Annotated in this window: 5 protein-coding genes, 1 tRNA gene and 1 rRNA gene; 6 read left to right on the top strand and 1 reads right to left on the bottom strand. The window is 69.5% G+C overall.

Features of this window, described 5'->3' with window-relative positions; genetic code table 11:
• From rrf to ABZ887_RS35735, 3 genes are all read left to right on the top strand, one after another.
• Positions 1 to 87 (top strand): 5S ribosomal RNA (gene rrf / locus ABZ887_RS35745); the annotation flags it as partial.
• Positions 88 to 200: 113 nt separating this feature from the next.
• Positions 201 to 863 (top strand): DegT/DnrJ/EryC1/StrS family aminotransferase, encoded by a 663-nt coding sequence (locus tag ABZ887_RS35740; RefSeq protein WP_361298961.1) that lies wholly within the window; start codon positions 201 to 203, stop codon positions 861 to 863.
• A 76-nt stretch (positions 864 to 939) separates the two neighbouring features.
• Positions 940 to 1012, top strand: a tRNA-Thr gene (locus tag ABZ887_RS35735).
• 62 nt (positions 1013 to 1074) lie between these two features.
• On the opposite strand, the gene ABZ887_RS35730 is transcribed toward ABZ887_RS35735, so the two are convergent.
• On the bottom strand, positions 1075 to 3831 hold the full coding sequence (locus ABZ887_RS35730) for a SpoIIE family protein phosphatase (protein WP_361298952.1): 2757 nt from the start codon (positions 3829 to 3831) through the stop codon (positions 1075 to 1077).
• 398 nt (positions 3832 to 4229) lie between these two features.
• On the opposite strand from ABZ887_RS35730, the gene ABZ887_RS35725 reads away from it, so the two are divergent.
• The 3 genes from ABZ887_RS35725 to ABZ887_RS35715 all read left to right on the top strand — a co-directional run bounded on the left by ABZ887_RS35725 (position 4230) and on the right by ABZ887_RS35715 (position 13516).
• Positions 4230 to 9686, top strand: coding sequence for a HAMP domain-containing protein (locus ABZ887_RS35725; RefSeq protein ID WP_361298949.1), 5457 nt, complete (start codon positions 4230 to 4232; stop codon positions 9684 to 9686).
• Between the two features lie 274 nt (positions 9687 to 9960).
• Positions 9961 to 10641, top strand: coding sequence for a response regulator (locus ABZ887_RS35720; protein ID WP_217552875.1), 681 nt, complete (start codon positions 9961 to 9963; stop codon positions 10639 to 10641).
• A 124-nt stretch (positions 10642 to 10765) separates the two neighbouring features.
• Positions 10766 to 13516 (top strand): DNA translocase FtsK, encoded by a 2751-nt coding sequence (locus ABZ887_RS35715; RefSeq protein WP_361298945.1) that lies wholly within the window; start codon positions 10766 to 10768, stop codon positions 13514 to 13516.
• The last annotated feature ends 106 nt before the right edge of the window (positions 13517 to 13622 follow it).

The following is a 13622-nucleotide window of genomic DNA, read 5'->3' as shown; positions in this document are numbered from 1 at the left end:
GGTTACATTCCGAACCCGGAAGCTAAGCCTTACAGCGCCGATGGTACTGCAGGGGGGACCCTGTGGGAGAGTAGGACACCGCCGAACAAATATTGAAAGGGTTGGATCTGGAACTTCGGTTCCGGGTCCAACCCTTTTTTGTTCTGCGTAACGTGTCGTTCACGTTCCGCGCCGAGCATCCCAGCATGGGTACTGCTGCAATGCTCAGGGCCGCCGGTGTCGGAGTGGGCGACGAGGTCATCGTGCCGGCCTTCGGGAACGTCGAAGTCGCCGAGGCCGTGACACTGGCCGGTGCGCTTCCGGTGTTCGCCGACATAGATCCGGTGACCTACTGCCTCGACACGTCGGCGGTGGAGGCGGCCGTAACTGCCCGTTCCGCGGCGGTGGTTGTCGTCCACCGGTTCGGGCGGTGGGCCGGCATCAAGCAGTTGCGTGCGCTGGGGCAGCGGCACGGGCTGCTGGTGCTGGAGCAGGGCGAGTCCGAGGCTCCGTACGACGAGATCGCGCAGCGGCGGCAGCGGGCCGCCTATCTCGATGGGAAGCTGCGCGGTGTGCGGACGCCCGACGGCGGTGACGGGCACACCTACCAGCAGTACGTGGTCCGGGTGCCGGGGAACGGCCGGCCCGACCGGGATGCTTTCGCTCGGGCCCTGCGCGGCAAGGGAGTTGACTGCCGGGTACCGGTGAAGACCCCGGTGCACCGACTGCCGGAATTCCGGCGTTGTGTCTCGCTGCCGCAGACGGAGGTGGCCGCGGACGAGACACTGGCGCTTCCCGTCGACGCCTCGTTGACGAAGCGGGAGATGCAGCGGATCGTGTCCGCCTGCAATGCGCTCGGCGGACTGCTTCAGCCCGCCTTCTGAACGAGTTTGGGAACTCGGGCCTGTTCGGGGTATGATCTATTCCGTTGCGGCGGGGGAAACCTCGAAAAGGCAACAGGCCCCCATAGCTCAGTCGGCAGAGCGTCTCCATGGTAAGGAGAAGGTCAACGGTTCGATTCCGTTTGGGGGCTCCGATCGAAAGGTCTCGCCCGTAAGGGCGAGGCCTTTTTCATGCCCTCTTTCCCCGTCCCCCTCAGTCCTTCTGGAGGCCGGGGACTCGCATCGCCAGGATGGCCATGTCGTCCGACGGGGCGTCCGACGCGAAGCGTTCCACCGCGCGCATGATGCGTGCGGCGACCGCGCCCGCCGTGAGACCCGTGCACGTCGTGAGGACGTCCGCGAGGCCGTCGTCGCCCAGCATGCGCGTGCCCTCCCGGCGTTCCGTCACGCCGTCCGTGACGCAGAGGAGGACGTCGCCCGGGTCGAGGGTGACCGTCTGCTCGTACAGCTCCAGGTCCTCGATGACGCCGAGGAGGGGCTGCGGCTCGGCGGCCGCCTCCACGGTGCCGTCCTGGCGCAGCCGGAGGGGGAGCGGGTGGCCGGCGCAGACCACCTTCATCTCCGCGCTGCCGTCCTCCTGGGGGCGCATCTCGCCGTACAGGAGGGTCAGGAAGCGGCTGCGGGCTCCCTCGTCCAGGATGGCCGAGTTGAGGCGCTCCAGGACGGCCGGGCCGCTGAGGCCCTCGCGGGCCAGCAGGCGGAGCGCGTGCCGGGCGAGGCCGGTCACGGCGGCCGCGTTCGGGCCCGTACCGCAGACGTCGCCGATGGCGAAGCCGTACGCGTTGTCGGAGATCGGGAAGACGTCGTAGAAGTCGCCGCCGACCTCGTTGCCCTCGCCGGCCGCGCGGTAGATGACCTCGACCTCCATGCCCTCGATGTGCGGGGTGCCCGGGGGCAGGAGGCTGCGCTGGAGGGCCTGGCTGATGGCTGTGCGCTCCGAGTACAGGCGGGCGTTGTCCAGGGCCAGGGCGGCCCGGCGGGAGAGGTCCTCGGCCAGTTCGAGGATCTCCTGGCGGAAGTGCTCGTCGGTGGGCTTGCCGAGGGTGAGCATGCCGATGACGCGGTTGCGGGCGACCAGGGGGAGGACCACGGTCTCGCCGCCCACGGCGGAGGCCGTGGCGAGTGTCGGGCCGATGCCGGAGGAGACCTGGCGGGTGGGGCCGCCGGTCAGGCCGAGGCTGCGCATGGAGCTGCGCAGGGCGGCCTGGTGGGCGTGCTCGCCGGGGGCGGTCCAGATGCGGGCGCCGGGCGTGGGTACCGGGTCCGGCGGGGGCACCTTGGAGAGCAACGACTTGATGCCGTCGATGAGTTCCTCGTCCTCGTGCAGGACGTACGACAGGTACGGGTCGGAGGCCTGGTCGGCGATCGTGTAGACCGCGCACCAGGTGGCGAGGGTCGGGACCGTCATCTGGGCCATCAGGGCGAGGGTCTGGTCGCGGTCCAGGGTGCCGGCGAGCAGGTCGGAGGCCTCGACGAGGAAGCTGAGCGAGCCGCGGCGCAGCCGCTCCAGCTCGCCCAGGCGGGCCGACTCGACGGCCAGGGCGATGCGGTCGGCGGCGAACTGGAGGCGCAGCGCCTCCTCGTTGGAGTATCTGTCCGGTGCCTCGGCGGCGACGCCCAGGGAGCCGGTCAGGCGGCCCTCGACCTTCAGCGGCACGGTGACGACCGATCGCATGCCGGTGCCGGCCAGGAGGGGGACCGCGCCCGGAACGGCCGCCAGATCGTCGTGTACGGCCGGCATACGGGCCGATCCGTAGCGGCCGGGGCCGGCTTCCACGGGCACGCGCGCGAAGCGCTGACGGGCGGACGGGAGGCCGGTGGAGGCGCGGACCTCCAACTCGGTCTCGTCGTCGGTGGCGAGGAGCAGGAACGCGGAGTCGCCGTCGAGCATGTCCCGGGCGCGCTCGACCGTGCGCTGGAGGAGGCCGTCGAGGTCGTCCGGGGCCGGGGAGCCGATGAACACCTCGAAGGGGTCACTGCTCTGGCCGTCGGAGGCGCCGCCGGCGTCGGAGGCGGGGACGCGCAACGGGGTCTGCAGGACGGCCCGTTCGTGGTCGCGGACGAGCAGGCAGACCGTGGAGGGCTCGCCGCCGGTGTCGCGGACTCTCAGGTGCGAGGCGTAGACAGGGGTCACGCGGCCGTCGGCGCCGCGGATGCCATAGCTGCCCTCCCAGCGGGAGAGCTGGAGGGCTTCGGCGATCCCGGTGCCGGTGCCGGGGGTGTGCGGCCAGGCCGCGAGGTCGGTGAGGGGCTTGCCGGTGACCTCGCCCGAGGTGTGGCCGAAGATCTCCTCGGCGTCCTCGTTCCAGGCCGAGATGGAGCCCTTGCGGTCGATCTGGACGACCGCGACCCGGACCCGGCCGTCAGCGAGCGGCAGCAGGTCGGCCGGGAGGGACGGCCCCGCGGCGCGGGTGCCCACCGGGCGTTCGGGGAGATCGAGCTGGAACCAGACATTTTTGTGCGTGGACGTGTACTCGACGCCCCAGCGGGCGGCGAGGGCCGCGCAGAGCTGGAGTCCGCGGCCGCCCTCGCGGTCGGGGCTGCCCATGTTGACGGGGGAGCCCTGGAGCGGGACCTCGCGTTCCGGGTAGCGGTCGGAGACCTCGATGCGCACCCCGTCGTCCGCGCGCAGGCACAGCACGTCGGCGTGGGTGCCGGCGTGCACCACCGCGTTGGTCACCAGTTCGCTGGTGAGGACCACGGCGTCGTCGACGACGTCCGCGAAGCCCCAGCCCTGGAGCGTGTCGCGGACGAAGGACCGGGCGGTCGCGACGGATCGCCCGACGGGCTCGAAGCTGGCGTCCGCGCGCGCGGTGATCACAGAACTCCTCGACCGGGTCTCGACATGCGGGCTTCCCTGGCCGGCCGGCTGGTGCCGCTGGTGCGGCATGCGCTCGCCCGTGGGCCGTGGCTCCGGGTTGTGTCCCCCGGGGATCACTCCGGTGGTCATGGTCTGCGGCCGCCCCTCCGAATGCCCGCTCGTTCTCGTGCCACCGCCCAGGCCGGACGGACCGGTGCGGCTGGACAGCCGCATGCAAGGTTACTTACCTTCGCCGTCCGAGCGGATGCCGGTCGCCAGTGTTTACGCCCCCAGGGTGTGCGGACGATGTGCGAAGCTGCCGAACTGTTATGGCCTGGTTCGGCCAGGGTGAAACACTGGGCAAGCTTCTGATGAAGGTCCGGTCAGCCTGAGTGCATTCCGTGTACGGCGGGCAACAGCCCCTGGTGTGGCCGGTTCTCGTCTGGCAGAACTACGCAGCAGTAACTGGTACGCCGAAGTAAGCGGTACGCCGAGTATGGCGGTGTCCGAGCACAGCAGTAACGGTCGACCCCTGCGGGAGGGACACAGTGGAGTCTGGCGCAGCGGCGCGGGGCACTAAGGCGCGCGCGAAGGGCGGACCGTCCCTGAGCAGGCAGCGGGGCGGTGACGGGACCACCGCGGTGGACACGGCGTCCCTGAACCGGTTGCTGGTGGCGCTCTTGGCGATGCGGGACGGCAACTTCCGCAAGCGGCTCACGGTGTCCGGGGACGGCGTGATGTCGGAGATCGCGGCGGTCTTCAACGAGGTGGCCGACCGAAATCTCCACCTCACGGGTGAGCTGTCGCGGGTACGACGTGTCGTCGGACGTGAGGGAAAGCTCACGGAACGGCTGGAGACGGGCGCCTGCGAGGGTTCCTGGGCGGCTGCCATCGACAACTCCAACGCGCTCGTCGACGACCTGGTGCGGCCGGTCTCCGAAGTGGGCCGGGTGCTCACGGCGGTGGCCGAGGGCGACCTGTCGCCGCGCATGGAGCTGCGGTCGCAGTCGGCGGACGGGGCCGGGCATCCGCTGCGTGGTGAGTTCCTGAAGGTCGGGCGGACCGTCAACAACCTGGTCGACCAGCTGTCGACGTTCACCGACGAGGTCACGCGCGTGGCCAGCGAGGTGGGCACCGAGGGCAAGTTGGGCGGGCAGGCCCGGGTGCGAGGTATGTCCGGTTCGTGGCGAGATCTCACGGACTCGGTGAACACGATGGCGTACCGGCTGACCGCGCAGGTGCGGGACATCGCGCTGGTGACGACGGCGGTCGCCAAGGGTGATCTGTCGCGGAAGGTCACGGTTCAGGTCGCCGGCGAGATGCTGGAGCTGAAGGAAACCGTCAACACGATGGTGGACCAGCTGTCGGCGTTCTCCTCCGAGGTGACCCGGGTCGCCCGCGAGGTGGGCACCGACGGCATCCTGGGCGGCCAGGCGAACGTGCCGGGTGTGGCCGGTACGTGGAAGGAACTCACCGACTCCGTCAACACGATGGCGGGCAACCTGACGGCCCAGGTCCGCGGGATCTCCGAGGTGACCACCGCGGTCGCCAACGGTGACCTGTCGCGCAAGGTGACCGTCCCGGCCCGTGGTGAGGTCGCGCAGCTCGCCGAGACGATCAACCAGATGACCGAGACGCTGCGGATCTTCGCGGACGAGGTCACGCGCGTGGCGAACGAGGTCGGCGGCGAGGGGCGGCTCGGCGGGCAGGCGAACGTGCCGGGCGCGGCGGGGACCTGGAAGGACCTGACGGACTCCGTCAACACGGTCTTCCGGAACCTGACCACCCAGGTGCGCGACATCGCCGCCGTGACGACGGCCGTGGCCAACGGTGATCTGTCGCAGAAGGTCACGGTCGACGTGGCCGGCGAGATGCTGGAGTTGAAGAACACCGTCAACGGCATGGTTGACCAACTGTCGTCGTTCGGTGCCGAGGTCACCCGCGTGGCCAGGGAGATCGGTGTCGAGGGTGAGCTGGGCGGCCAGGCGCAGGTGCCCGGAGCCGCCGGTACCTGGAAGGACCTGACGGACTCCGTCAACACCGCATTCCGCAACCTCACCGGCCAGGTCCGCAACATCGCCCAGGTGACGACGGCGGTGGCCAACGGTGATCTGTCGCAGAAGGTCACGGTCGACGTCTCCGGCGAGATGCTGAAGCTGAAGAACACCGTGAACACGATGGTGGACCAGCTGTCGAGTTTCGCCGACCAGGTGACGCGGATGGCCAGGGACGTGGGCACCGAGGGCCGCCTCGGCGGCCAGGCGCGCGTGGACGGCGTCTCGGGCACCTGGAAGGAGCTGACGGACTCCGTCAACTTCATGGCCGGCAACCTGACCTCGCAGGTGCGGCAGATCGCCCAGGTGACGACGGCGGTGGCGCGGGGCGACCTTTCCCAGAAGATCGACGTCGACGCGCGCGGCGAGATCCTCGAGCTGAAGAACACGATCAACACGATGGTTGATCAACTGTCCGCCTTCGCCGACCAGGTCACCAAGGTGGCCCGTGAGGTGGGTACGGAAGGACGGCTGGGCGGTCAGGCGCAGGTGCCCGGCGTGGCCGGCGTGTGGCGTGACCTGACGGACTCCGTGAACGGCATGGCCGGCAACCTGACGGCACAGGTGCGCAACATCGCCCAGGTCGCCACCGCGGTGGCCCGCGGTGACCTCTCCCAGAAGATCACCGTGGACGCGCGCGGTGAGATCCAGGAGCTGAAGAACACCCTGAACACGATGGTCGACCAGCTGTCGTCGTTCGCCCAGGAGGTCACGCGTGTGGCGCGCGAGGTGGGCACCGAGGGCATCCTCGGCGGCCAGGCCGAGGTGCAGGGGGTCGCGGGCACCTGGAAGGACCTCACCCAGTCCGTCAACTTCATGGCGAACAACCTGACCATCCAGGTGCGCAACATCGCCGAGGTCACGACCGCGGTCGCCAAGGGCGACCTGTCGAAGAAGATCACCGTGGACGCGAAGGGCGAGATCCTCGAACTCGTCACGACGGTCAACACCATGGTCGACCAGCTGTCGAGTTTCGCCGAGCAGGTGACCCGGGTGGCCCGTGAGGTGGGCACCGAGGGCATCCTGGGCGGCCAGGCGCACGTTCCGGGTATCACGGGTATCTGGAAGGACCTCAGCAACAACGTGAACCTGATGGCCAACAACCTGACCACGCAGGTGCGGAACATCTCCCAGGTCTCGGCGGCGGTCGCCAACGGCGACCTGACCCGGCTGGTCACCATCGAGGCGAGCGGTGAGGTGGCCCAGCTCGCCGACACCATCAACCAGATGGTGAAGACGCTGAGTTCGTTCGCCGACCAGGTGACCAAGGTGGCCCGTGAGGTGGGCACGGACGGCATCCTGGGCGGCCAGGCGCACGTTCCGGGTGTGGCGGGGACGTGGAAGGACCTCACCGAGTCGGTGAACCAGATGGCGTCCAACCTGACCGGCCAGGTGCGCAACATCGCGATGGTCACCACGGCCATCGCCAAGGGCGACCTGACCAAGAAGATCGACATTGACGCCCGTGGTGAGATCCTCGAACTCAAGACGACGATCAACACGATGGTCGACCAGCTGTCGAGTTTCGCCGAGGAGGTCACCCGGGTCGCCCGCGAGGTGGGCACCGAGGGGCAGCTGGGCGGCCAGGCACGCGTGCGTGACGTCGACGGCACCTGGCGGGACCTCACCGAGTCCGTGAACGAGATGGCCGGGAACCTGACCCGGCAGGTGCGTGCCATCGCGCGCGTGGCGACCGCGGTGACCCGCGGCGACCTGAACCTGAAGATCGACGTGGACGCGGCCGGCGAGATCCAGGAACTCCAGGACTACATCAACAAGATGATCGCCAACCTGCGCGACACCACGGTCGCCAACCAGGAGCAGGACTGGCTCAAGGGCAACCTGGCGCGTATCTCCGCGCTGATGCAGGGCCGCCGCGACCTGGCGGACGTGGCCTCGCTGATCATGAGCGAGCTGACGCCGGTGGTCTCCGCGCAGCACGGCGCGTTCTTCTTCGGGATGCCCCTGGTCGACGGCAAGGAGGCGAGCGCCGAGGCCGAGGACGCCTACGAGCTGCGGATGCTCGGGTCGTACGGCTACTCGATGGGCTCCATGCCGACGTCGTTCCGGCCCGGTGAGGCCCTGATCGGCACGGCGGCCAAGGAGAAGCGCACGATTCTGGTGGACAAGGCGCCCACCGGCTATCTGAAGATCTCCTCCGGGCTCGGCGAGGCTCCGCCGGCGCAGGTGATCGTGCTGCCGGTGCTGTTCGAGGGCAAGGTGCTCGGCGTGATCGAGCTGGCGTCGTTCACGCCGTTCACGCAGATCCAGAAGGACTTCCTCAACCAGATCGCCGAGATGATCGCGACCAGCGTCAACACGATCTCCGTCAACACCAAGACCGAGGTGCTGCTGAAGCAGTCGCAGGAGCTGACCGAGCAGCTCCAGGAGCGGTCGGCCGAGCTGGAGAACCGGCAGAAGGCCCTCCAGGCCTCCAACGCCGAACTGGAGGAGAAGGCCGAGCTGCTGGCGCAGCAGAACCGGGACATCGAGGTGAAGAACACCGAGATCGAGGAGGCCCGGCAGGTCCTGGAGGAGCGCGCCGAGCAACTCGCCGTCTCCATGCGCTACAAGAGCGAGTTCCTCGCCAACATGTCGCACGAGCTGCGCACCCCGCTCAACTCGCTGCTGATCCTGGCCAAGCTGCTCGCCGACAACGCCGAGGGCAACCTCTCGCCGAAGCAGGTGGAGTTCGCCGAGACCATCCACGGCGCAGGCTCCGACCTGCTTCAGCTGATCAACGACATCCTCGACCTGTCGAAGGTCGAGGCGGGCAAGATGGACGTCTCCCCGACGCGTATCGCGCTCGTCCAGCTCGTGGACTACGTGGAGGCCACCTTCCGGCCGCTGACCGCGGAGAAGGGCCTCGACCTGTCGGTCCGGGTCTCGCCGGAGCTGCCCGCCACCCTGCACACCGACGAACAGCGGCTCCTTCAGGTGCTGCGCAACCTGCTGTCGAACGCGGTGAAGTTCACCGACTCCGGTTCGGTGGAGCTGGTGATCCGGCCGGCCGGCAGCGCGGTGCCGGTGGGGATCAGGGAACAGCTCCTGGAGGCCGGTTCGCTCAGTGATCCGGACGCGCCGCTGATCGCGTTCTCGGTGACCGACACCGGCATCGGGATCGCGGCCAGCAAGATGCGTGTGATCTTCGAGGCGTTCAAGCAGGCCGACGGCACGACCAGCCGCAAGTACGGCGGTACGGGCCTCGGACTGTCGATCTCGCGGGAGATCGCGCAGTTGCTCGGCGGTGAGATCCACGCGCAGAGCGAGCCGGGCCGCGGCTCCACGTTCACGCTGTACCTGCCGCTGCACCCCAGTGAGCTGCCGCCGCAGGGCTACCAGCAGTCCATGCCCGCGCTGGAGGCCGGCGACCTGGTGGCCTCCCAGAACCACGGCCTGGAGCTGTCCGGCGCGGAGATCGAGACGCCGGCCGAGGTGAAGTCGTACCAGGAGACCCAGAACGGCGCCGCAGCGCTCTTCCGGCGCCGGCGGCGCGGGGCTCCGGTGGCCGAGGCCTGGCCGGTGCTGGCCGAGCAGGAGGCGATGGCGCCGCAGCCGCGCCGGGGCATGCGGTTCGGCGGCGAGAAGGTGCTGATCGTCGACGACGACATCCGCAACGTCTTCGCGCTCACCAGCGTCCTGGAGCAGCACGGCCTGTCGGTGCTGTACGCCGAGAACGGCCGGGAGGGCATCGAGGTCCTGGAACAGCACGACGACGTCGCGGTCGTCCTGATGGACATCATGATGCCCGAGATGGACGGCTACGCGACGACCTCGGCGATCCGCCGGATGCCGCAGTTCGCCGGGCTGCCGATCATCGCGCTCACCGCGAAGGCGATGAAGGGCGACCGGGAGAAGGCCATCGAGTCGGGCGCCTCCGACTACGTCACCAAGCCGGTCGACCCCGATCACCTTCTGGCGGTGATGGAGCAGTGGATGCGCGAGGAGTGACCGGAACGGCCCGGTGTGATGTGAACGTTTCGGGAACCTTCCGTGTGCACGGGGAGTTGCTGACTCACGGTGGCCGAACCCGTGTAGAAGTGCGGGATTGGGGGAACCTTCTGGTCTCCGGCTGCGTTTCTGCTACGTGCACAGTGACATCGCGGTGACAGGGTGTGGCGACAGGCGGGGTGCGGCTACCATGACCGGCACAAGGACGGGCGGCGAAAGGGAGTCGTCCCCTGGGGCGGCGCCCGGTGCACATCCGGGGCGAGGAGGGCGGGCCATGGTGCAGAAGGCCAAGATCCTCCTGGTCGATGACCGGCCGGAGAATCTGCTGGCGCTGGAGGCCATCCTCTCTGCGCTCGATCAGACACTGGTGCGGGCATCGTCCGGGGAGGAAGCGCTCAAGGCACTGCTCACGGACGACTTCGCGGTCATTCTGCTGGACGTGCAGATGCCGGGCATGGACGGTTTCGAGACCGCGGCGCACATCAAGCGGCGGGAGCGGACCCGAGACATCCCGATCATCTTCCTCACGGCCATCAACCACGGTCCGCACCACACCTTCCGGGGCTACGCCGCGGGCGCGGTCGACTACATCTCCAAGCCCTTCGACCCGTGGGTGCTGCGCGCCAAGGTCTCGGTCTTCGTCGAGCTGTACATGAAGAACTGCCAGCTGCGTGAGCAGGCGGCGCTGCTGCGGCTCCAGTTGGAGGGCGGCGGCAAGGGCGCGGTCGCCGGCAAGGAGTCCGCGGGGCTGCTCGCCGAGCTGTCCGCCCGGCTCGCGGCCGTGGAGGAGCAGGCCGAGGCGCTCTCCAAGCAGCTGGACGACGAGTCCGCGGACGCGGCCGCGGTCGCCACGGCGGCTCATCTGGAGCGCAAACTCACCGGTCTGCGCCGGGCGCTCGACGCCCTGGAACCGGGCACGGGCGGTGGCACGGCAGCGTTGCCGTCGCAGAACTGACCGCGACGGCGGACACAGTTGCCCATGAGCGCGCGTCAGTTTCGTGCCTTGGTAAAGGCGACACGAACGGGTGAAGCAGCGGGCACGCGTGTCCCCTGCCGTCTCCCCCGGTAACCTCACATCCATGGCCTCACGTCCCTCGGCAGCCAAGAAGCAGCCCGCGAAGAAGGCCGCTCCCTCGAAGGCTCCGGTGAAGAAGGCCGCCGCGCAGAAAGCCCCGGCCAAGAAGGCGCCCGCAAAGAGGGGCGCGGCGAAGAAGTCCGCGCCGGCACCCAAGCCGGCGCCCAGCCCCACCGGGGGCGTGTACCGCCTGGTGCGCGCCCTCTGGCTCGGCGTCGCGCACGCCGTCGGCGCCGTCTTCCGCGGCATAGGACAGGGAGCCAGGAACCTGGACCCCGCGCACCGCAAGGACGGCGTGGCCCTTCTGCTGCTCGGCACCGCCCTGATCGTCGCCGCCGGCACCTGGGCCGACCTGCGCGGTCCGGTCGGCGACCTGGTCGAGATCCTCGTCACCGGCGCCTTCGGCCGCCTCGACCTCCTGGTGCCGATACTGCTCGCGATGATCGCCGTGCGGTTCATGCGCCACCCCGAGCAGACGGAGGCCAACGGCCGGATCGTGATCGGCCTGTCCTCACTGGTCATCGGCGTGCTCGGCCAGGTCCACATCGCCTGCGGCTCGCCCGCCCGCAGCGACGGCATGCAGGGCATAAGGGACGCCGGCGGCCTCATCGGCTGGGCGGCGGCGACCCCGCTGACGTACACCATGACCGAGGTCCTCGCCGTACCCCTGCTGGTGCTGCTCACGATCTTCGGACTGCTCGTCGTCACCGCGACCCCGGTGAACGCCATCCCGCAGCGGCTGCGGGCGCTCGGCGTGCGCCTCGGGCTGCTGCACGACCCCGAACCCGACGAGTACCCGGAGTACGGCGAGGACGACGAGCGCTACGACGAGCAGTGGCGCCAGGCGCTGCCCCCGCGCTCCCGCAGGCGCCCCGGCGCCCCCCAGGAGTACGACCCCGACGGCGCCGAGCAGGAGGCCCTCGCCAAGCGCCGGGGCCGCCCGCGGCGCTCCGCCGTGCCGCAGCCCGAGCTGGGCCGCCAGATGGACGCCGTGGACGTCGCGGCGGCCGCCGCGGCCGCGCTCGACGGCGCCGTCCTGCACGGCATGCCGCCCTCCCCGCTCGTCGCCGACCTCACCCAGGGCGTCAGCGTCGGCGACCGCGAGGACACCACGCCGACGCCCGTGCCCGCGCCGAGCCCGAGTCCGCGCCCGGTGCCGGCCGCGCGGCCCAAGCAGGAGCGGCTCAAGGTCGAGCCGGTCGTCGCGGACCTGACCAAACCGGCGCCCGAGGAGCCCCGCGACCTGCCGCCACGCGCCGAGCAGCTCCAGCTCTCCGGCGACATCACCTACTCGCTGCCGTCCCTCGACCTGCTCACCCGCGGCGGCCCCGGCAAGGCCCGCAGCGAGGCCAACGACCGGGTGGTCGCCTCGCTCACCAACGTCTTCTCGGAGTTCAAGGTCGATGCGGCCGTCACCGGCTTCACCCGCGGCCCGACGGTCACCCGCTACGAGGTCGAACTCGGCCCGGCCGTGAAGGTCGAGCGGATCACCGCGCTCACCAAGAACATCGCGTACGCCGTCGCCAGCCCGGACGTGCGGATCATCAGCCCGATCCCCGGCAAGTCCGCGGTCGGCATCGAGATCCCCAACACCGACCGCGAGATGGTCAACCTCGGGGACGTGCTGCGGCTCGCCGAGTCCGCCGAGGACGACGACCCGATGCTGGTCGCGTTCGGCAAGGACGTCGAGGGCGGCTACGTCATGCACTCGCTGGCGAAGATGCCGCACATGCTCGTCGCCGGCGCCACCGGCTCCGGCAAGTCGTCCTGCATCAACTGCCTGATCACCTCGGTCATGATGCGGGCGACCCCGGAGGACGTGCGGATGGTCCTCGTCGACCCCAAGCGGGTCGAGCTGACCGCCTACGAGGGCATCCCGCACCTCATCACGCCGATCATCACCAACCCGAAGCGGGCCGCCGAGGCGCTCCAGTGGGTCGTCCGCGAGATGGACCTGCGCTACGACGACCTGGCCGCCTTCGGGTACCGGCACATCGACGACTTCAACAAGGCCATCCGCGACGGCAAGCTCAAGACGCCCGAGGGCAGCGAGCGCGAGCTCCATCCGTACCCGTACCTGCTGGTGATCGTCGACGAGCTCGCCGACCTGATGATGGTCGCCCCGCGCGACGTCGAGGACTCGATCGTGCGCATCACGCAGCTCGCGCGCGCGGCCGGCATCCACCTGGTGCTCGCCACCCAGCGGCCCTCGGTCGACGTGGTCACCGGTCTCATCAAGGCGAACGTGCCCTCCCGGCTCGCCTTCGCCACCTCCTCGCTCGCCGACAGCCGCGTCATCCTCGACCAGCCCGGCGCCGAGAAACTCATCGGCAAGGGCGACGGCCTCTTCCTGCCGATGGGGGCGAACAAGCCGACCCGCATGCAGGGCGCGTTCGTCACCGAGGAGGAGGTCGCGGTGATCGTCCAGCACTGCAAGGACCAGATGACGCCGGTCTTCCGGGACGACGTCGTGGTGGGCACCAAGCAGAAGAAGGAGATCGACGAGGACATCGGCGACGACCTCGACCTGCTGTGCCAGGCGGCCGAGCTGGTCGTCTCCACGCAGTTCGGCTCCACGTCCATGCTCCAGCGCAAGCTGCGCGTCGGCTTCGCCAAGGCCGGCCGGCTCATGGACCTCATGGAGTCGCGCGGCGTGGTCGGACCGAGCGAGGGGTCCAAGGCGCGCGACGTTCTGGTGAAACCCGATGAGCTGGATGGGGTGCTTGCTGTGATCCGCGGGGAGTCCGCGGGGTAGGTGTATCCCAGGGCCACGGGTGCCTGTCACCGGGTGGAGTCATTGTCGTGATCCACCCGTTAGGGATCGTCGGGCAACCGTTTCCCTTTGACGCACGTCAAGTTGA

Origin of the sequence: Streptomyces sp. NPDC047061 (assembly GCF_040643955.1) — a bacterium.
In the GTDB taxonomy this organism is placed as follows: domain Bacteria; phylum Actinomycetota; class Actinomycetes; order Streptomycetales; family Streptomycetaceae; genus Streptomyces.
This window is presented reverse-complemented; position numbering and strand designations above follow the sequence as displayed.

What these genes read in the sequence shown, in the direction of transcription:
- ABZ887_RS35740 (WP_361298961.1), top strand. Translation starts at nt 201, where the DNA reads ATGCTCAGGGCCGCCGGTGTCGGAGTGGGCGACGAGGTCATCGTGCCG.
- ABZ887_RS35730 (WP_361298952.1), bottom strand. Translation starts at nt 3,831, where the DNA reads ATGACCACCGGAGTGATCCCCGGGGGACACAACCCGGAGCCACGGCCC.
- ABZ887_RS35720 (WP_217552875.1), top strand. Translation starts at nt 9,961, where the DNA reads ATGGTGCAGAAGGCCAAGATCCTCCTGGTCGATGACCGGCCGGAGAAT.
- ABZ887_RS35715 (WP_361298945.1), top strand. Translation starts at nt 10,766, where the DNA reads ATGGCCTCACGTCCCTCGGCAGCCAAGAAGCAGCCCGCGAAGAAGGCC.